The following is an 18,222-nucleotide window of genomic DNA, read 5'->3' as shown; positions in this document are numbered from 1 at the left end:
CGCGTCCAAGCCTCAAATGTGTAAACGATGTCCCCGGTTTCAGATGTAAACGATGTCTACGGTTCTACACCCCGATGGCGGCAGATCAGCCAGCTGATGCAGCGACCGATACTCCGCAATCGGGGGCAAGCCCCCTCCCACATGTGTTTTGTATTACCTGTTACTTGCGCTGTAACAACCCCGGCAACTGCGCCACCAGCTTCTGGTTGTTCAGCGGCGCGCGGATAAAGCCACGCTGGGTGCCATCCGGGCCAATCAGCGCGAGGTTACCGCTGTGGTCGACGGTGTAGTTGGGCTTGCTGGTATCCGCCGGAATGAACGGAATGCTCACCGCATTCGACACCTTCTGCACATCGTCCACATTCGCGCCGGTCAAGCCCTGGAACTGCGGGTCGAAGTAGCCCAAGTACTGTTTGAGCTGGGTCGGTGTATCGCGGTTCGGGTCGACACTGACCAGGATCACCTGCAACTTATCCACAGCCTCCTTGGGCAGCTCGCTCTTGATCTGGCGCAGTTGGGCGAGCGTGGTGGGGCAGATGTCCGGGCAGAAGGTGTAGCCGAAAAACAGCAGGCTCCACTTGCCTTTCAACTCATTGACCAGCACCGGCTGGCCTTCCTGGTTAGTCATGCTCACCGACGGCAGCTGGCGGCTTTGCGGCAGCAGGATGATACCTGCGTCGATCAAGGCGGTGGGGTCACCCTGGCCCTTGCCCGAGAGCACCTTGTTGACGGTCAGGCCCATGATCAACGCGACAATGGCCACCAGAATGAAGACAGTTTTTTGAGTTCGAGTCATAGGTTCAACAGTAAGTAGTGATCTACGAGCAGGGCGATAAACAGCAGGAACAAGTACCAGATAGAGTACTTGAAGGTGTTGATCGCCGCGTGCGGCTGAGCGCCACGGTACAGCACCCAGGCCCATTGCAGAAAGCGTGCGCCCAAAACCAGCGCGCACGCCAGGTAGAGCAGGCCACTCATATGGATCACATAGGGCATCAAGCTCACCGCCAGCAGCGCGAAGGTGTAGAGCAGGATATGCACCTTGGTGTAGTGCTCACCATGGGTAACCGGCAGCATCGGGATATCGGCCTTGGCGTACTCCTCCTTGCGATGAATGGCCAGGGCCCAGAAATGCGGCGGGGTCCAGGCAAAGATGATCAGCACCAGCAGCAACGGTTCGGCGCTGATATGGCCGGTGACCGCAACCCACCCCAACAGCGGCGGCGCGGCGCCGGCCAGGCCGCCAATCACGATATTCTGCGGGGTCGCACGCTTGAGAAAACCGGTGTAGATCACCGCGTAGCCGAGCAGAGAGGCCAGCGTCAACCAGGCCGCCAGCGGGTTGGTGAACGCCAGCAACAGCGCGAGCCCTGCAACAGCCAGAAACAACGCAAAAGCCAATGCCGCAATAGGCGACACGCGCCCTTCCGCCATCGGCCGCTTGTGGGTGCGGGCCATCACCGCATCAATCCGTCGATCCACCACATGGTTGACCGCCGCCGCGCCGCCGGCGCACAGGGCAATGCCCAGGTTGCCGAACACCAGCACCGTCCATGGCACCCCTGCACGGGTGGCGAGGAACATGCCCACCAGGGAGGTGATGAGCATCAGCACCACCACTTTCGGTTTGGTCAGCTCCAGGTAGTCGCGCCAGACTGCCTGGCCGTGACGCGCGCCGATCAAGGTCGCCATGGCATCTCTCCTTTAAGGGTGGTGAGGCCGGATACCGGCTTGCGCGGAAGGAAGCGCCAGCCGAACGGCAGTTGATGACGCACCCGAACCAGGCTGGTGCGGGCGTGGTAATTGACCAATACCAGGGTCAGCAACAATGCTGCGCCGCCAGCATTGTGAGCGACTGCAACCGGCAGCGGCAGGTGGAAATACACGTTGCTCAGGCCCAGGCTGATTTGCGCCGCCAAAGCGATCAGCAACAGCCCCGCGAGCCGGGTCATGCCGACGACGCGCAGCTGCCAGGCCAAGCCCAGCAGAACCAGAGTGACCAGCACCGCACCCACGCGGTGGGTCAGGTGAATGGCGGTGCGCGCGTCGCTGTCGAGCTGCCCGCCGAGATAATTGGGACCGATATGCTGGGTGAGGTGAAAACCATTGGCAAAGTCCGCCGCCGGCCACCACTGGCCATGGCAGGTGGGCAGGTCGATACAAGCCACCGCTGCGTAGTTGGAGCTGACCCAGCCGCCGAGCGCAATCTGCGCGATGACCAGCACCAACCCCGCGGTCGCCCAATATTGCAGGCGCCTGGGCACGATCAGCGCGGGCAGCACGCCGGACAGCCGCAGGGTCAGCAGGAACAACAGACTCAAGGTTGCGAAGCCGCCCAACAAATGTCCGGTCACGACTTGCGGCCAGAGTTTCAACGTGACCGTCCACATGCCAAACGCCGCCTGGGCAAACACCACCGCCAATAAAAACAGCGGCAACTTCACCGGCTGGCCCGGATCACGCCGATGGCTCCAGGCGCGCGCCGCCAGCAACACGATCAGCACGCCCAGGGTGCCAGCAAAGTAACGGTGGACCATCTCGCTCCAGCCCTTTTCCGCCTCCACCGGCGTATCAGGGAAATGCAGTTCGGCATGGGCCAACTGGGCCTCGCTTTGCGGCACGCTGATAAAGCCGTAGCACCCCGGCCAATCCGGACAACCCAGGCCGGCGTGTGTGAGGCGGGTATAGGCGCCGAGCAGCACAACGATCAGTGCCAGCAAGGTGGCAAACAACGCGAGGCGAAATCCAGGTTTGGCCATGACGATGCCCTTATCCGATGTTCGACAGTTTCAACAGGTGGCGCAGGTCGTTGAGCAAGTCCTTGCCCTTGACCTTGGCGTCGTAGCGCAGCACCAGGTTGCCGTGGGGGTCGACGATCCACAGTTGCGCGTCGCCCGGTGCGGCGGCGTTTTTGGTGAACGTCGAGAGATCCAGCGAGTAGCGCTGCAATTGCGGGTATTCGACCTTCAACTTGGCGTCATAGTCGGCACCGACCGGCTGTGCACTGGCCAGGGCATGGCTGGCGCGCGACGCATCGCGCCCCAGGCCGATCTGCAATTGGCGCGCGAGGTACACCAGTTGCTGGCAATCGGCGGCGCAGGCGGCGGGCGCGGTCACCAGCAACTGCCAGCGCTGTTCATCGGCCTGCACGCCAATATCGGCGCGGGTCTGACCATTACCGATCAGTTCTCCGTGATAGCTGCGACTGTCCGGCACCCAGAACTGCAGTTTGTACATAAAGGTGGCCAGCGCCATCGGGCCGATCACCATCAGCAGGATCAGCATCAGTTGCCAGCGGCCTTTGCGCCGATCAGGCACCTCAGACATGTTGGGTGGATTCATGGCCGTTCCCATGGGGCTTCTCCTTTGTGGTATGCCATCCGAGGTAGAGGTAAAGCGCCAGTAGCGCCAGCGCCATGGCGAACCACTGCACCGCGTAGGCCAGGTGTTTCTCCGGGCCCATCGCAACGATGGGCCAGGTGGTTTCGTACGTACCGGGGCCGGCTTCGGTGCGCAGTTCGTAGGCAAAACCGCTGCGTCCGAGCTCAGCCCATAGCGCAGCGGGGTGCAGCGCGGTCAACAGGCGCGGCCATTGCGCGGTCGTGGGGTCTGCATGCAACTGGAATGTTTCGCCGGGCGCGACATACACCCAGGCGTCGAGATTCAAAGGCTGGTCGGGTGTGGTGAAGGCGGGAAGGGTGCGCCGATCCGGCCACGGCAACCAACCGCGATTGAGCAACAGCCACAGGCCGCTGGCCTGGTCATGAAAGGGTTGCAGTAGCTCGACACCGGCCTTCCCGTCGCGCATGCGGTTATCCAGCAACACACTGTGCTCAGCATCGAATTGCCCGCGCAGATGCACGCGGCGAAAGGCCGGGTCGGACATGTCAGCGAGCTGCACACTGCTGATCGGCTCAGCCACGCGGCGTTCGGCATAGCTGTCCACCAGCAACTGCTTCTCATGGCCGCGCGACAGTTGCCAGAAACCCAAGCCCACCATCAACGGCAGCAGAATCATCACCACCAAGGTCGGTGCGATACCTGGACGAAAGCGTTTCATGGCGCTGGCTATACTTGTTTTCATTGCCCGCCCATCCCCTCACCTCAATGCCCACCGAAGCCAGGAACCAGACCATGCTCAAAGCCGCCATTGCCCTGATGCTGATCGCGACCGTCGTGAGCCTGTTCAGTGGCTTGTTCTTCCTGGTCAAGGACGAGGGCAACTCCAACCGCCTCGTCACTGCCTTGACCGTGCGTGTCGTACTGGCCGTGATCACCGTGGCATTGATCGCCTGGGGCTTTTTCAGCGGCCAACTGGTGTCTCATGCGCCTTGGTAAGTCGCCTCACAGCACATAGACGAAGAAAAACAGCCCGATCCACACCACATCCACAAAGTGCCAATACCAACTGGCCGCCTCGAAACCGAACTGATGCTCGGCATTGAAGTGCCCGCGCAGGATGCGCATCAGCATCACAAACAAAATGATGGTGCCGATGGTCACGTGGGCACCGTGAAAGCCCGTGAGCATGAAGAAGGTCGCGCCGTACACGCCCGAGCCCAGGGTCAGGCCCAGCTCTTTATAGGCATGGATGTATTCCTCGGCCTGGAACCCGAGAAATCCCAACCCCAACAGTACGGTGATCGCCAACCAGAGCTTCAGCGCGCCACGGTGCCCTTTACGCAAGGCATGGTGGGCAATGGTGATGGTCACGCTGGAGCTCACCAGCAGGATGGTGTTGACCAGCGGCAGGCCCCACGGGCTGATGGTGCCCTCGGGCGCGGGATACAGCTTGGGATCAGGGTTATTGAGCAACGGCCAGGTGAACTCGAAGTTCGGCCACAGCATGTGCGCGATGCCCTTATGACCTTCGCCGCCCAACCAAGGCCCGGACATGTGCCGCACATAAAACAACGCGCCGAAGAACGCGATAAAAAACATCACCTCGGAAAAGATGAACCAGGTCATGCCCCAACGAAACGAGCGATCCATCTGCGCGCTGTACAGCCCGGCACGGCTTTCCTTGATCACCGCACCAAACCAGCCGAACAGCATGTAGGCCAGCAGCAGACCACCGACGAAAAAGATCCACGGGCCGTGGGATTCCGGGCGGGCGGCCTTCAGATCGTTGAACCACACGGCCAGGCCATACACGGTGACCAGCATGCCAAGGGTGGCAATTATCGGCCATTTGCTTTGCGCCGGTACGTAGTACGTATCATGAGTCGACATGTATTCGTTCTCCTGATTAAGCGGGCAAACAGTAGCTAGCCGCCGCTATGGACAGCCACCGGTGGTTGGCGCGCAGTGATATCGAACAGCGTGTACGCCAGGGTCAAATGCTTCACATCCTTGGGCATATCGCGATCGACGATGAAGCGTACTGGCATCTCGATGCGCTGGCCTGGCTGCAGCACTTGCTGGGTGAAGCAAAAACATTCGGTCTTGTGGAAGTACATCGCCGCTTCGGCCGGGGAAATACTCGGCACCGCCTGAGCCGTCATCGGTTTGTCAGTGGGGTTGTAGGCCACGAACAGCATCTCCGTCACAGCACCGGGATTGACCACCACCTCGTCTGCCTTGGAGTGGAACTCCCAGACCATGTCGATGGCATTGGTGGACAGGAACTGCACCCGCACCTGCCGCGCAGGGTCGACAATCTGTTCGCCCTCGTACTGCCCGGCCGTCTTGCCGTTGATACCGAACGCCTTGCACATCACGTCGTAGATCGGCACCAGGGCAAAGCCGAAGGCAAACATCGCCACCACCAGGATCAGCAGGCGGGTGACCAGGCGCTTGAGCGGTACGGAGTCAGCCATGTCGCCCACCCAGCGTGAATGAGGTCAATGTGGGAAGGGGCTTGCCCCCAATGGCTGTTTTACAACCAAGGATGATGTCAGCGGACACACCGCCATCGGGGGCAAGCCCCCTCCCACAGGGGATCATCGGGGACCTGTTCATTTGACCTCCGGTGGCGTGGTGAAGGTGTGGTACGGCGCGGGCGAGGGCACGCTCCACTCCAGGCCTTCGGCGCCATCCCACGGCTTGGCCGGCGCCGGCGGGCCGCCGCGGATGCACTTGATCACGATAAACAGGAAGAAGATCTGCGTGGCGCCGAACATAAAGGCACCAATGGACGAAACCATGTTGAAGTCGGCAAATTGCAGGTTGTAGTCCGGCACCCGGCGCGGCATGCCGGCCAGTCCCACGAAGTGCATCGGGAAGAACGCCATGTTCATGCCCACGAAAGACAACCAGAAATGCAGCTTGCCCAGGGTTTCGTCGTACATGTGGCCAGTCCATTTCGGCAGCCAGTAGTAGGCAGAGGCGAAGATGCCGAAGATCGCACCGGGCACCAGTACGTAATGGAAATGCGCCACCACGAAGTAGGTGTCGTGGTACTGGAAGTCCGCCGGGGCAATCGCCAGCATCAGCCCGGAGAAGCCGCCGATGGTGAACAGGATCACGAACGCCACCGCGAACAGCATCGGTGTTTCGAACGTCAGCGAGCCTTGCCACATGGTGCTGACCCAGTTGAACACCTTCACGCCCGTGGGCACCGCAATCAGCAACGTGGCGTACATGAAAAACAACTCGCCGACCAACGGAATGCCCACCACGAACATATGGTGCGCCCACACGATAAACGACAGGAACGCGATACTCGCCGTGGCGTACACCATCGATGTGTAGCCGAACAACGGCTTGCGCGAGAAGGTCGGGATGATCGAGCTGACGGCACCGAACGCCGGCAGGATCATGATGTACACCTCGGGGTGGCCGAAGAACCAGAACACATGCTGGAACAGCACCGGATCACCACCGCCGGCCGCACTGAAGAAGCTGGTGCCGAAGTGAATATCCATCAGCATCATGGTCACACAGCCCGCCAGCACCGGCATCACCGCGATCAGCAGGAAGGCGGTGATCAGCCAGGTCCAGACGAACAACGGCATTTTCATCAGGGTCATGCCGGGTGCGCGCAGGTTGAGGATGGTGGCGACCACGTTGATCGCGCCCATGATCGAACTGATGCCCATCAAGTGGATGGCAAAGATGAAGAACGTCACGCTTTCTGGCGCGTAGGTGGTGGATAGCGGGGCGTAGAAGGTCCAGCCGAAGTTTGGCCCACCGCCCGGAGTGAACAGGGTAGAAACCAGCAGCAGGAACGCCGCCGGCAGCAGCCAGAAGCTGAAGTTGTTCATGCGCGGCAGGGCCATGTCCGGCGCACCGATCATCAGCGGGATCATCCAGTTGGCCAGGCCGACAAACGCCGGCATCACCGCACCGAACACCATGATCAAGCCGTGCATGGTGGTCATCTGGTTGAAGAACGCAGGCTCCACGATCTGCAGGCCGGGCTGGAACAACTCGGCACGGATCACCATGGCGAACGAGCCGCCCAACAGGAACATGGTGAAGGCAAACCACAGGTACATGGTGCCGATATCTTTGTGGTTGGTGGTCAGCACCCAGCGCATCAAACCCTTGGCGGGGCCGTGGGCATGGTCACCGGCGTGGCCATGGTCATCGATCACAGCGCTCATGGCCGTTCTCCTGCAAGCGAATGGGCGGGGCGGTTCGGGGCATATGCAATGAATGAAGTCATTTGCTTTCCGCCTGCTTGATGGCCAGCACGTCTTTAGGCGTGACCATGTCGCCTTTGTTGTTACCCCAGGCGTTGCGCTCGTAGGTCACAACCGCAGCGATATCCACCTCGGACAGTTGCTTGCCGAACGCCGCCATGGCGGTGCCGGGCTTGCCGAAATAGACGCGGTGCAGGTGGTCTTCCTTGGTGCCGGTGGCAATCGGCGAGCCCTTGAGCGCCGGGAACATTGGCGGTAGGCCCTGGCCTTCGGCCTGGTGACAGGCCACGCAGGTGGTGTGATAGACCTTGTCACCACGGGCCACCAGCTCTTCAAGTGTCCATTCCTTGGAGGTCAGTTCCTTGAGCTTGGCGGCTTCGGCCTTGCGTTCGCCGAGCCAGGTGTCGTAGTCGGCCTTGGACTTGACCTCGACCACGATCGGCATGAAACCGTGGTCCTTGCCGCACAGTTCAGCGCATTGGCCACGATAGATGCCGGGCTTCTCGATACGGGTCCAGGCCTCGTTGACGAACCCAGGGATGGCGTCGCGCTTGACCGCAAAGGCCGGCACCCACCAGGAATGGATCACGTCGGCGGCCGTCACCAGGAAGCGCACCTTGGCCCCCACCGGCAGTACCAACGGCTGATCGACCTCCAGCAGGTAGTGTTCGCCCTTGGTCGCCTGGTTGTGGATCTGCTCGGCGGGCGTGGCCAGGTTGCTGAAGAACTCCACGTCCTGGCCCAGGTATTTGTAATGCCACTTCCACTGGTAGCCAGTGACCTGGATATCGATATCCGATTCACTGCTGTCGTAGATGTTGATCAGCGTCTTGGTCGCCGGAATGGCCATGGCCACCAGGATCAGCAAGGGCACCACGGTCCAGAGGATTTCCACGGTCGTGCTTTCGTGGAATTTGGCCGCGACCTGGCCCGTAGAGCGGCGGTGGAGGATCATCGACCAGAACATTGCGCCAAACACAACAATGCCGATTACCACACAGATCCAGAAAATGGTCATGTGCAGGTCGAACACAGCGTGACTGACTTCAGTCGCCCCTGGCGCCATATTCGTTGTCCAGGCGGCGTGCGCCTGACCGAATACTGACCACAACAGAAGGCCCATCCAAACGTGTGGATGTCGCGTCATTGCGGGTTCCCCTTATCGTTCTTGTTATCCCGCCGGTTTGCACCTGCGTCGAAGGGAGCGGCTTCCATACTGCTTACAACCGCTTAGCCTCACCTGCTTATGCAGTCTGGCGTCATCAGCTAATTGCGTACAAACCCGAGTATAGACAGGGTCTGCAACCCCGCAATGTGTAGGGGCAAATGAGCGAAAATGAACCGCCAAAGCCAATAAAACCGGAGGCGGAATCGTTTATCCGACAAACGATGGCAATTCGATATAACGTGGACGCATAACCATGAAATAATTATGACAAATGCGTCTTAGGATCTCGTATAAACGAGCTACCTTATGCTCTCCCTATTCCCAACGCCTGCATCACTGGAGCTTTCATGAACACCGCCGCATTGCGCGAGCAGATTTCCCATGCCCATCAACATGAAGCCCGCACTGGCCAGCTTGCCCAGCAGCTGGAAAAACAATTGCCGCACCTGCATTCGGCCATCTCCCTGGCTGACGGCGATCGCAACATTGTCATGACCCGCTTTGTCACGGCTTACATCGAACTTGTCCCCGACTTGCTGGACGCCGCCAACGATGTGGCCCGCGAAGCCGGTATCGAGAGCCAGATCAAGCCAGTATTGAAGATCGCCGAACAATTCTTCCTGCAACCGCCCGCGATCCTGGCTGGCCATGAAGGACTCGACGGCCTGTTGGACGAGGCCTACCTGGCTCATCGCCTGGTTGAAGAAGTCAATGATCTGTATATCAAGCATTTTGGCCAGCCACTGATTCCGGCAGATACCACCGTGGCTAACGTGATTGCCCATCAGTTGATCGGCGAAGCATTCGCCAACCAGCTGGACGAAGCGGTGCACCTGGCAGTGGATGAAATGCTCAACGAAGACAGCTTTGCGCTGGAGTCAGTCGAGGCGTATCGCGAACAGCTGAAAAGCCCATACACGGAAGCCGCGTGGAAACGCTGGCCGTGCCTGTCCCGCAAGCTGGGGGTTGAGTTGGCGTTGGATCAGCCGGCTTAAAGTTTCAGGCTGACGCTAAGCGTACATCGCCTTCTGTAGGAGCGAGGGGGACGCCTAGTTCTTGCTCGCGAAAAACGTCAACGATAACGCGTGTTGCCTGAATGAACGCGGCGCCTGTGAGTTCTTCGCGAGCAAGAACTAGGCGTCCCCCTCGCTCCTACAAAAAAGCCTTAACTGACCGGCATTAGGACTTGCCCCCTCCCACGTTTTGATCCGGTTCCCTCAGCCGATCGATGGCGCCGAACCTATCCCCGTCGTCGTCCTGACCCGGCCTTCCAACCGGCGCTTCAACCCGCGAGCCTCGATCATCAGCTTCGAGCCCTTGGCCGCGTTGGCCCGACCCCATTCCTCCAGCAGCTCCAGGCAGGAATGGTCGATATAGCTGAGGTTACTCAGCGGCACATGCAGCAGGGTCCCGGCAGGCACGGTCGACAGTACCTGGGTCAACGCCGGCACTTTCAGGAAGGTCGCCGCCCCCACCAGGCGCAGTTCCATTTCACCGTCCCGGGGCAGGTCAACCAAGCTGATTTTCAGGCGCGAAGCCTTGAAAGCCAGCTTGACCAACGTCAGCCCGAAGCCCACCAGCACACCAGTCAGCAGGTCGGTGAAGATGATCGCCAACGCCGTGGCCGCATAGGTAAACATCGGCATACGCCCATAACGCCCCAGAGCCCGAAATGCCTTGATATCCACCAGCTTGATCCCGGTGTACACCAGTACGCCCGCGAGGCTCGCCACAGGAATGCTCTGCAGCACGCTCGACAGCAGCAACACGAACCCCAGCAGCCATACGCCATGGAGCATCGCCGACAGGCGTGTGGTGGCACCCGCCTGCACGTTCGCCGAACTGCGCACGATCACGCCAGTCATCGGCAGGGCGCCGACCAGGCCACAGAGCATGTTGCCCACCCCCTGGGCAGACAGCTCCTTATCGAAGTCAGAACGCTGGCCGCTGTGCATGCGGTCGACGGCTGCCGCAGAGAGCAGGGTCTCGGCACTGGCAATAAACGCAACGGCGAACGCAGCAATCAACAACTGCGGATCGGCCAGGTTCAGCAGGTCGCCGGGCCGCAGCCAGTCGATGGCGTCGGCGAGGTTTTCCGGCACTTCCACACGCTTGACCTGCAACGCCAGCACCAGGCTGGCGACCGTGGCCAGCCCCACGCCCAGCAAGGCCCCCGGCACAAACCGCAGCGTGTGCGGGCGGAATTTGTCCCACAGGTACATCACCAGCATGGTGGATAAACCGAGCAGGCCGGCCTGCCAGCCGAGCCCGCCACCCAGGGTTGGAATCGCCTCGCCCAAGGCTGCCGGGAAACCCACCAGGTTATCCAGCCCCGAGGGCTTGGGCGCGCCATCGAGCATCACATGAATCTGCGATAGCACAATCAGCACACCGATCCCCGCCAGCATGCCGTAGACCACCGCCGGCGCCGTGACACGGAACCAGCAGCCCAGGCGCAAGCGCCCGGCCACCAGTTGCAGGAAGCCCGCCAGCAACAGGATCGGCCCAAGCATCGCCATGCCGTGCTGGCGCACCAGTTCGAATACCAGCACCGCCAAGCCCGCTGCCGGGCCGCTGACCTGCAGCGGTGACCCCGCCATCCAGCCCACCACCAGGCCACCGATAATCCCGGTGATCAAGCCCTTGGCCGGTGGCATGCCGGAAGCGATCGCGATCCCCATGCACAAGGGCAGGGCAACCAGAAACACAACCACGGAGGCGAGGAGCTCCCGTGGCAATACAGCTTTCAATTGAGCAGCACGCATGATGACTCTCCCGAGGCATTCGCCGGGCGCGGCAAAGCCTGGCTGCATCCATGGCAGCCACCGCTTTACCCGGCAGGGAAGTGTGTTAGAAGCGCGCTTTAGGCGTCGCGGATGGAATCGGCTCGGTGCCGTTCAAGGGTCGGAATGCCGACTGTTCCGCATCGTAGGCCCGGATTTCGCTGGTCTCGATGTCGTAGATCCAGCCATGGATAAACAAATGACCATTGGCCATGCGCGAAGCCACGGAAGGATGGGTACGCAAATGTTGCAACTGGGCGATGACGTTTTCTTCGGTCAGCACTTTCATGCTCTCGCCTTCATTGGCGCAGTCGCAGTTGTCGTGGACCATGGCCTTGGCGACCTCGGCATGACGCAGCCAGGCCCTGACCGTCGGCATCTTCTCCAGGCTCTGGGGGTTGAGCACCGCGCGCATCGCGCCACAGTCGGAGTGCCCGCATACGATGATGTGCTGCACGCCCAGGGCAAGCACCGCGTACTCGATGGCGGTGGAAACGCCGCCGTTCATCTGCCCGTAGGGGGGCACCACGTTGCCGACGTTACGGGTCACGAACAGGTCGCCGGGGGAGCTTTGGGTGATCAGCTCGGGCACGATGCGCGAGTCGGCGCAGGTAATGAACATCGCCCGTGGGCTCTGGGCCGTGGCGAGTTTCTTGAAGAGTTCTTCCTGCTGGGGGAAGACGTCGTGATGGAAATGCAAAAAGCCGTCAACGATATGCTTTAGCGCTGCATCGGCGGATTCCGCCACCTGAGGGGCTGAAGCCGACGCAGCCAACGGCTGTTTATCCTTGTCACTCATGATTCATCCTCTTGATTAATGCAGGGGAGTTGTCAGGTCAGTTCGACGCGCGTTCAGGGGATTAGTTGAAAAATCCCACAATGATAGGCGCCGACTCATCAGTCACTCGCTGAACAAGGTAACCGCCAAAACTTAACTCAAACTGAATGAACCGCTCTAGATCGCGGGTTTCAGTGATGTCAAAACGCGACTATTCCTACAGAAAGAGTGCATTCTTCTTTATCATTCTACAACAACACCATTTGTCTGCCCGGTGGGCAGAACGCCGTGCAATCGAGATTAAAGCCTTCCCGACGATTGAGGCCCAGGCGCTTGATCGCCTTGGCAAAACGTTGCGCCAGCAGATCGGCGAACGGCCCCTCGCCCCGCATGCGCACGCCGAACCGGCTGTCATACACCTCGCCGCCGCGCACCTGGCGCACCAGGCTCATCACATGGGCCGCGCGCTGCGGGTAATGCGCCGCCAACCATTCCTCGAACAAAGGCGCCACCTCCAACGGCAAGCGCAACATCATGTAGGCCGCACTTTGCGCACCCGCGGCGTGGGCCTCGGCCAACAGGCTTTCGAGCTCGCTGTCATTGATCATCGGGATCATCGGCGAGCACAACACCCCCACCGGGATACCGGCCTCGCGCATCACCCGGATCGCCCGCAACCGCGCCTTGGGCGCCGCCGTGCGCGGCTCCAGGATGCGCTTGAGCTCGTCATCCAGGCTGGTGAGGCTGATCATCACCGCCACCAGCCGCTGCCGGGCCAGTTCGGTCAGCAGGTCAAGATCGCGCAGGATCAGCGAGCCCTTGGTGATGATGGTCACCGGATGCCGATAACGCAGCAGCACTTCAAGGGTTTGCCGGGTGATCTTGTATTCGCGCTCAATGGGTTGGTATGGATCGGTATTGGAGCCCAGGTTGATCGGCGCGCATACGTAACCCGGTTTGGACAGTTGCTGCTCCAGCACCTCGGCCGCGTTGCTCTTGGCAATCAGCTTGGTCTCGAAATCCAGCCCTGGCGACAGGTCCCAATAGGCATGGCTGGGTCGCGCATAGCAGTAGATGCAGCCATGCTCGCAGCCACGATACGGGTTGATCGAGCGATCGAACGGCAGGTCTGGCGAGTTGTTGCGGCTGATGATGGTCTTGGCCGTCTCGATGCGCACTTCGGTGCCCTGGGTCGGCGGCACTTCCTGGTACCAACCGTCGTCCTCGGCCACGCTGGCGGTGGGCGCAAAGCGGTTGTGCAGGTTGGTGGCCGTGCCCCGGCCACGGGGCGGTAGGGGGGAATTCATGGGCATACCTCAATACTGTATCTACATACAGTATTTCAACCCGACGTTTCGCGCCAGCACCGTTGGGCAGGAAGTCGCCAGGCAATTTACTTACATGTGTAAGTGCAAGGTATTACATGTGAGCTTTCAAGTAACAAATCGCCACACTTAGTTCATGGATTAAGCTTTCAGCATGCACTTATGATCCTGTCCCAACTTAATAAACACCAAAAGGATCCAAGTATGTCTCAGGACGAAATACGTTTGACTTGTGAAGACTTTGAGAAAGATAACAGCCCGGAAATCTTACTCGAGCGTTTTACCAATGGGGATCTTTCGTACGCTATGTATGCCTCTTCATCCAAGAAAGATGGGCATTACGACACGACCTCCAGCCCAACGGACCTGGACAATGACGGCGACTTCGATAACGAAGACAAGGCAATTTTCCTGACTATGGCCAATGCCTTCGCGAAGACCTGCCAGCGAAAGTCAAATTAAACGAAGCGTTCCAAAAAATAGAAAACGCCCAACTTATATAAATCACCCTATATAAGTTGGGCGCGCGACACCCGAACTTATTTAGTTCTTATCGCCCTGTTTTTTACGCAACTCCGTAACTTGCGCAGCACTTGTTGCAACACCTTTATTACCCCAGCTACCCCGCACGAAACTGACCACATCCGCCACTTCCTGGTCCGACAGCCTCCAGGCGAACGCCGGCATGGTGAAGGTGGACGGCGCTGTGTGCGTTGCCGGCAAGGTCCCACCGTTCAACACAATGTTGATCAGCGACGTGGCATCCGCCGTCTGCAACACCGGGTTACCCGCCAGCGCCGGGAACACCCGCGTATAACCATGGCCGTCGGTACGGTGGCAGGCCGCACAGTTGTCGATGTACACCGACGCGCCCGGCTTGCTGTCATCACCTTTCCATAGCGCTTCAGCCACCTGCTTGTCGTACTGGTGCGGTGCGTCGTTGGGATCGACCGCGGGCAGGCTCTTGAGATAGCGGGCGATAGCAGTCAGGTCGTCTTGCGACATGTACTGCATGCTGTGGACGACCACATCGCTCATGCCACCAAACACGGCGCTGCGATCACTGCGGCCAGTCTTGAGGAATTGCACCAGTTGCGCCTCGCTCCAGCTGCCGAGGCCGTCCTTGTGGTCGCCGCGCAGGCTCTTGGCGATCCAGCCTTCCAGCGGCGCACTGCCGGACAGGAACGCGTTGCCGTCAGTGGCACTCAGGGCTTTTTCCTGCATGGTCAGGGCACGCGGCGTATGGCACGCGCCGCAGTGGCCAAGCCCTTCCACCAGATAGGCACCCCGGCTGATCACCGGGTCAGCACCCGCCGCCTGGTCGTGCGCCACCTCAGGCGCGAACATCCAACGCCACGCCGCCAGCGGCCAGCGCATGCTCAGCGGCCAAGGAATGTCGCTGTCTTTGTTCTCCTGCGCGACGGGCTCCACGCCTTTCATGAAGTACGCATACAACGCCCGCATATCGCTCTCGCTGACACGGGCGTAAGACGGGTAGGGCATCGCCGGGTAAAGCGTACTACCACTCTTGGCGACGCCATGGCGCACGGCCTTGTCGAAGTCCTCGAAGCTGTAGCCACCCAGGCCGGTCTGGTCCGGGGTGATGTTGGTGGAATAGATCACACCAATGGGGGTCTCCATCGGCAGGCCGCCCGCGAACGGTTTACCACCCTTGGCCGTGTGGCAGGCCACGCAGTCTCCGGCGCGGGCCAGGTATTCGCCCTGCTGGATCAGGTCGGTTTCGGCTGCGCTTACCGAACAGCTGCTGAGCAACGCCAGGGAGGCGATAACAAGTGCTTTCATGGTCATCGCTCCTTATGCCTGAACCAGCGGGCCGGGGTTTTTCAGGTACTGCTCGCGGATCGCCCGGGCCGACCAATAGGTCAGCGCTGCCACCAGGCCTGTGGGGTTGTAACCCAGGCCTTGTGGGAACGCGGACGCACCCGGGACAAATACGTTGTGGACATCCCAGCACTGCAGGTAGCGGTTCAAAGCGCTGGTTTTCGGGTCGGTGCCCATGATCGCGCCACCGTTAAGGTGGGTGGTCTGGTACGACGCGGTATTGAAATGCTCCCCGACCTTCTTGCCCAACACGGCAATGGCCTTGGGGTTCATCGCTTCGGCAATCTTGCCCATTTTCTCGACCATGAAGCGGTTCATCTTGATGTCGTTTTCCTGCCAGTCGAACGTCATGCGCAGCAGCGGCAGGCCGTAGGCATCGCGGTACACCGGGTCCAGATCCAGGTAGTTCCCCCGGTAGGATTGATGGGCGCCGTGGGCGTCCATCGACACCTGGTGGGTGTAGTAATCAGCCGTAGCGCGTTTCCAGGCGCTGCCCCAGGCCGGAGTGCCCGGAGGGTTGGAGGTGCCGGCGATCGGCCGGCTGCCGGCCTGGTTGACCCACATCGGCGAGCCCCCGACAAAGCCATGAGGCCCGTGGTCGAAGTTATCCGCATTGAAGTCGTCGATGGCCACGCCATTGCCACCAGCCCCGATGAAGTTGTTGGTGTGGGTGTCCTTGTCGAAGAACGCCTTGATGGTAGCCATGTTCTGATAGGCGAAGTTGCGACCCACCACGCCTTCGTTGGTCACCGGGTCGTAGGGCTTGCCGATACCGGACAACAGCATCAGGCGCACGTTGTGGAACTGGAACGCGCCGAGGATCACCAGGTCCGCCGGTTGCTCGCATTCCCGGCCCTGGGCGTCGATATAGGTCACGCCGGTGGCCTTGCTCTTGGTGCTGTCGAGGTTGACCTTGAGCACATGGGAGTTGGGCCGCAGTTCGAAGTTAGGCACCTGGCGCAGTGCCGGCAGGATGTTCACGTTCGGTGACGCCTTGGAATACATGTAGCACACGTAGCCACTGCAAAAACCGCAGAAGTTGCACGGGCCCATCTGTGCGCCATAGGGGTTGGTGTAGGGCCCCGAAGTGTTGGCTGACGGCAGGTTGTAGGGTTTATAACCTACGCTGGTGGCGGCCTTCTGGAACAGTTGGGCCGACACGGTATTTTTTTGCGCTTCCAGCGGGAACGGGTTGGAGCGGTCGGGCGCGTAGGGGTTGCCGCCACGGCCTTCGCCGACCAACTGGCCTTTGACGGTCCAGGCCTGGCCAGAGGTGCCGAAGACTTTTTCCGCATAGTCGAAGAACGGTTCCAGCTCTTCGTAGCTGACGCCGAAGTCCTGGATGGTCATGTCCTTGGGAATGAAGTTCTTCCCATAGCGCTCTTCGTAATGGCTGCGCATGCGCAACTCGATAGGGTCGACGCGAAAATGCACGCCTGACCAATGCAGGCCGGCACCGCCCACGCCATTGCCCGGCAGGAATGCCCCCAATTGACGGTTGGGCAGGGCGATGTCGTTCACGCTATGGCGAATCGTCACCGTCTCCTTGGAAATGTCCTGGAAGAGTTTTTTTCGCACGCTGTAGGTCAGTTCATCGATGACCTGGGGATAGTTGCCATCCGGATAGGTGTCCTGCATCGGGCCGCGCTCCAGCGCGACCACATTCAGGCCAGCTTCCGTCAGCTCCTTGGCCATGATCGCGCCGGTCCAGCCGAAGCCGACGATCACCGCATCCACTTTCTTCATGATGGTCGCCACGTTTATGCCCTCTCGCCGCGAATGGAAACAGCCGGGAAGGGGTATTGCTCGTTGCGTTCCACCCAATCCATGAAGTCGGCGCGCGCGCCGGGGAAGCCGATCATGGTCCAGCCGACCATGCCCTTGTTGCCGCCGTGGATCGGGTCGCAGAAGAACCCTTCCTTGGTGTTTTGCAGCAGCAGGTTGAAAAACATCTTCGGCGGTACCGCGTCGAAATGCGCGTTCACTTCGCTGCCGCCGGCTTCCAGACGGTGGAGCATATCGTCCTGGGTAGCGCTGTCTTGCGCGGCAAAAACCTTCCCGTTGAACGCTTTCGACCAGGCATCCGTGGCGGCAATACCCAGCCGGTAGATCTCTTTGGGCACCAATTTGCTTTGCCAGCCCATCTCCGGCGCGGCGTCGGCGTTGAACGGCCCTTGCATGAACCACAGTGCGCCGCTGGCGTAAGGCGTGTTCATCTGACGGTCGATGTATTCCGGCGCACCCGCTTCCAGGGCGCCCGGGCCTTGTGCATCGGCGGGAATCAGGCGCGCGACAGCAGCGTTGATAAACGCCCACTCTTCAGCGGTGAAATAGCTCGGCTCATAGGCCTTGCCGCTGGCCGCAGGCTGGGCCGGCGCGGCCTGGGCAGGCTCGGGCGTAGCCATCAGCATCGAACCGCCAAGGCCGGTGCTGGCAACCGTGACCACCGGGATCAAGGTCAAGGATTTGCGCAGGAAGTCACGCCGGGGGTTGTCTTGATCTTGATCAGACATGGGGCACCTCATCATGGGGTCACGGGTTTATCAGCGGCTTCTAGGGAGCAGCTTGAAGTTAGCGGCAGCAAGTTGGATCCAACCGATCCAAGGAGATAGAACGCAGCGGCAATCAATAGTTACAAATGATAGCAGGCTAAGGATCAGGAGAATCGGTTCATCAAGAAAAGAACATTGCTTCACGATTCTTTGACAGCCGCCTCACGCCCTGTTGACCCCTGTTCATC

General features: G+C 60.3%; 18 protein-coding genes. 3 read left to right on the top strand and 15 right to left on the bottom strand.

All coding sequences use genetic code 11. The features are described 5' to 3' along the window. Positions 1–160: 160 nt before the first annotated feature. Genes AC1Q6I_RS13520 through AC1Q6I_RS13500 form a run of 5 tightly spaced genes read right to left on the bottom strand, consistent with a single transcriptional unit; the run spans position 161 to position 4,084 of the window. On the bottom strand, positions 161–796 hold the full coding sequence (locus AC1Q6I_RS13520; RefSeq protein ID WP_024072616.1) for an SCO family protein: 636 nt from the start codon (positions 794–796) through the stop codon (positions 161–163). Next, entirely contained in the window at positions 793–1,692 is a 900-nt protein-coding gene (gene cyoE, locus AC1Q6I_RS13515) for a heme o synthase (RefSeq protein WP_024072615.1), read from the bottom strand. The genes AC1Q6I_RS13520 and cyoE overlap by 4 nt, the downstream gene beginning before the upstream one ends. After that, positions 1,680–2,759, bottom strand: coding sequence for a COX15/CtaA family protein (locus AC1Q6I_RS13510; protein ID WP_024072614.1), 1,080 nt, complete (start codon positions 2,757–2,759; stop codon positions 1,680–1,682). The genes cyoE and AC1Q6I_RS13510 overlap by 13 nt, the downstream gene beginning before the upstream one ends. A gap of 10 nt (positions 2,760–2,769) precedes the next feature. Beyond that, entirely contained in the window at positions 2,770–3,354 is a 585-nt protein-coding gene (locus AC1Q6I_RS13505; RefSeq protein ID WP_024072613.1) for a PA_0111/PP_0108 family redox-active disulfide protein, read from the bottom strand. After that, entirely contained in the window at positions 3,320–4,084 is a 765-nt protein-coding gene (locus AC1Q6I_RS13500; protein WP_102623687.1) for an SURF1 family protein, read from the bottom strand. The genes AC1Q6I_RS13505 and AC1Q6I_RS13500 overlap by 35 nt, the downstream gene beginning before the upstream one ends. 50 nt (positions 4,085–4,134) lie before the next feature. Between AC1Q6I_RS13500 and AC1Q6I_RS13495 the strand changes: the two genes are divergently transcribed. Then, a complete protein-coding gene (locus tag AC1Q6I_RS13495) occupies positions 4,135–4,338 on the top strand; it encodes a twin transmembrane helix small protein (protein WP_016978774.1) in 204 nt (67 codons plus the stop codon). A gap of 6 nt (positions 4,339–4,344) precedes the next feature. On the opposite strand, the gene AC1Q6I_RS13490 is transcribed toward AC1Q6I_RS13495, so the two are convergent. The 4 genes from AC1Q6I_RS13490 to coxB form a co-directional block, all read right to left on the bottom strand. Further along, complete coding sequence (locus AC1Q6I_RS13490) at positions 4,345–5,232, bottom strand: cytochrome c oxidase subunit 3 (protein ID WP_024072611.1); 888 nt, start codon at positions 5,230–5,232, stop codon at positions 4,345–4,347. A 35-nt stretch (positions 5,233–5,267) separates the two neighbouring features. Beyond that, positions 5,268–5,819 (bottom strand): cytochrome c oxidase assembly protein, encoded by a 552-nt coding sequence (locus AC1Q6I_RS13485; RefSeq protein ID WP_024072610.1) that lies wholly within the window; start codon positions 5,817–5,819, stop codon positions 5,268–5,270. A gap of 138 nt (positions 5,820–5,957) precedes the next feature. After that, positions 5,958–7,547, bottom strand: coding sequence for a cytochrome c oxidase subunit I (gene ctaD / locus AC1Q6I_RS13480; protein ID WP_024072609.1), 1,590 nt, complete (start codon positions 7,545–7,547; stop codon positions 5,958–5,960). Between the two features lie 58 nt (positions 7,548–7,605). Next, the gene (gene coxB / locus AC1Q6I_RS13475; RefSeq protein ID WP_069074952.1) at positions 7,606–8,733 is read right to left on the bottom strand and encodes a cytochrome c oxidase subunit II; all 1,128 of its coding nucleotides are present in this window, start codon (positions 8,731–8,733) and stop codon (positions 7,606–7,608) included. A 368-nt stretch (positions 8,734–9,101) separates the two neighbouring features. Here coxB and AC1Q6I_RS13470 point away from each other — a divergent pair, with 368 nt between their 5' ends. Then, a complete protein-coding gene (locus tag AC1Q6I_RS13470) occupies positions 9,102–9,749 on the top strand; it encodes a hypothetical protein (RefSeq protein WP_069074953.1) in 648 nt (215 codons plus the stop codon). 222 nt (positions 9,750–9,971) lie between these two features. On the opposite strand, the gene AC1Q6I_RS13465 is transcribed toward AC1Q6I_RS13470, so the two are convergent. The 3 genes from AC1Q6I_RS13465 to AC1Q6I_RS13455 all read right to left on the bottom strand — a co-directional run bounded on the left by AC1Q6I_RS13465 (position 9,972) and on the right by AC1Q6I_RS13455 (position 13,622). Then, positions 9,972–11,519 carry a SulP family inorganic anion transporter gene (locus AC1Q6I_RS13465; protein WP_069074954.1) on the bottom strand — a complete coding sequence of 516 codons (1,548 nt, stop codon included), beginning with the start codon at positions 11,517–11,519 and terminating at the stop codon, positions 9,972–9,974. An 85-nt stretch (positions 11,520–11,604) separates the two neighbouring features. Next, positions 11,605–12,336 (bottom strand): carbonic anhydrase, encoded by a 732-nt coding sequence (locus tag AC1Q6I_RS13460; RefSeq protein WP_102623686.1) that lies wholly within the window; start codon positions 12,334–12,336, stop codon positions 11,605–11,607. Between the two features lie 227 nt (positions 12,337–12,563). Next, entirely contained in the window at positions 12,564–13,622 is a 1,059-nt protein-coding gene (locus tag AC1Q6I_RS13455; RefSeq protein ID WP_102623685.1) for a PA0069 family radical SAM protein, read from the bottom strand. Between the two features lie 222 nt (positions 13,623–13,844). Between AC1Q6I_RS13455 and AC1Q6I_RS13450 the strand changes: the two genes are divergently transcribed. After that, entirely contained in the window at positions 13,845–14,102 is a 258-nt protein-coding gene (locus AC1Q6I_RS13450; RefSeq protein WP_024072603.1) for a hypothetical protein, read from the top strand. Positions 14,103–14,183: 81 nt separating this feature from the next. On the opposite strand, the gene AC1Q6I_RS13445 is transcribed toward AC1Q6I_RS13450, so the two are convergent. From AC1Q6I_RS13445 to AC1Q6I_RS13435, 3 genes are read right to left on the bottom strand one after another with little or no spacing between them, the layout of a single operon-like run. Further along, positions 14,184–15,443, bottom strand: coding sequence for a cytochrome c (locus AC1Q6I_RS13445; RefSeq protein WP_102623684.1), 1,260 nt, complete (start codon positions 15,441–15,443; stop codon positions 14,184–14,186). 12 nt (positions 15,444–15,455) lie between these two features. Beyond that, positions 15,456–17,240: a GMC family oxidoreductase gene (locus tag AC1Q6I_RS13440; RefSeq protein ID WP_024072601.1), complete on the bottom strand. Its 1,785-nt coding sequence runs from the start codon at positions 17,238–17,240 to the stop codon at positions 15,456–15,458. Between the two features lie 2 nt (positions 17,241–17,242). Further along, entirely contained in the window at positions 17,243–17,995 is a 753-nt protein-coding gene (locus AC1Q6I_RS13435) for a gluconate 2-dehydrogenase subunit 3 family protein (RefSeq protein ID WP_069074958.1), read from the bottom strand. Positions 17,996–18,222 lie beyond the last annotated feature (227 nt).

Source organism: Pseudomonas sp. MPR-R2A5, from assembly GCF_058793055.1.
This window is presented reverse-complemented; position numbering and strand designations above follow the sequence as displayed.

Bases quoted from the DNA above. Each gene is read 5' to 3' on its own strand.
- AC1Q6I_RS13500 (WP_102623687.1), bottom strand. From the start codon at position 4,084: ATGAAAACAAGTATAGCCAGCGCCATGAAACGCTTTCGTCCAGGTATC.
- AC1Q6I_RS13435 (WP_069074958.1), bottom strand. From the start codon at position 17,995: ATGTCTGATCAAGATCAAGACAACCCCCGGCGTGACTTCCTGCGCAAA.
- AC1Q6I_RS13510 (WP_024072614.1), bottom strand. From the start codon at position 2,759: ATGGCCAAACCTGGATTTCGCCTCGCGTTGTTTGCCACCTTGCTGGCA.
- AC1Q6I_RS13495 (WP_016978774.1), top strand. From the start codon at position 4,135: ATGCTCAAAGCCGCCATTGCCCTGATGCTGATCGCGACCGTCGTGAGC.
- AC1Q6I_RS13485 (WP_024072610.1), bottom strand. From the start codon at position 5,819: ATGGCTGACTCCGTACCGCTCAAGCGCCTGGTCACCCGCCTGCTGATC.
- AC1Q6I_RS13450 (WP_024072603.1), top strand. From the start codon at position 13,845: ATGTCTCAGGACGAAATACGTTTGACTTGTGAAGACTTTGAGAAAGAT.
- AC1Q6I_RS13460 (WP_102623686.1), bottom strand. From the start codon at position 12,336: ATGAGTGACAAGGATAAACAGCCGTTGGCTGCGTCGGCTTCAGCCCCT.
- AC1Q6I_RS13490 (WP_024072611.1), bottom strand. From the start codon at position 5,232: ATGTCGACTCATGATACGTACTACGTACCGGCGCAAAGCAAATGGCCG.
- AC1Q6I_RS13470 (WP_069074953.1), top strand. From the start codon at position 9,102: ATGAACACCGCCGCATTGCGCGAGCAGATTTCCCATGCCCATCAACAT.
- AC1Q6I_RS13465 (WP_069074954.1), bottom strand. From the start codon at position 11,519: ATGCGTGCTGCTCAATTGAAAGCTGTATTGCCACGGGAGCTCCTCGCC.
- AC1Q6I_RS13455 (WP_102623685.1), bottom strand. From the start codon at position 13,622: ATGAATTCCCCCCTACCGCCCCGTGGCCGGGGCACGGCCACCAACCTG.
- AC1Q6I_RS13520 (WP_024072616.1), bottom strand. From the start codon at position 796: ATGACTCGAACTCAAAAAACTGTCTTCATTCTGGTGGCCATTGTCGCG.
- ctaD (WP_024072609.1), bottom strand. From the start codon at position 7,547: ATGAGCGCTGTGATCGATGACCATGGCCACGCCGGTGACCATGCCCAC.
- AC1Q6I_RS13505 (WP_024072613.1), bottom strand. From the start codon at position 3,354: ATGGGAACGGCCATGAATCCACCCAACATGTCTGAGGTGCCTGATCGG.
- cyoE (WP_024072615.1), bottom strand. From the start codon at position 1,692: ATGGCGACCTTGATCGGCGCGCGTCACGGCCAGGCAGTCTGGCGCGAC.
- coxB (WP_069074952.1), bottom strand. From the start codon at position 8,733: ATGACGCGACATCCACACGTTTGGATGGGCCTTCTGTTGTGGTCAGTA.
- AC1Q6I_RS13445 (WP_102623684.1), bottom strand. From the start codon at position 15,443: ATGAAAGCACTTGTTATCGCCTCCCTGGCGTTGCTCAGCAGCTGTTCG.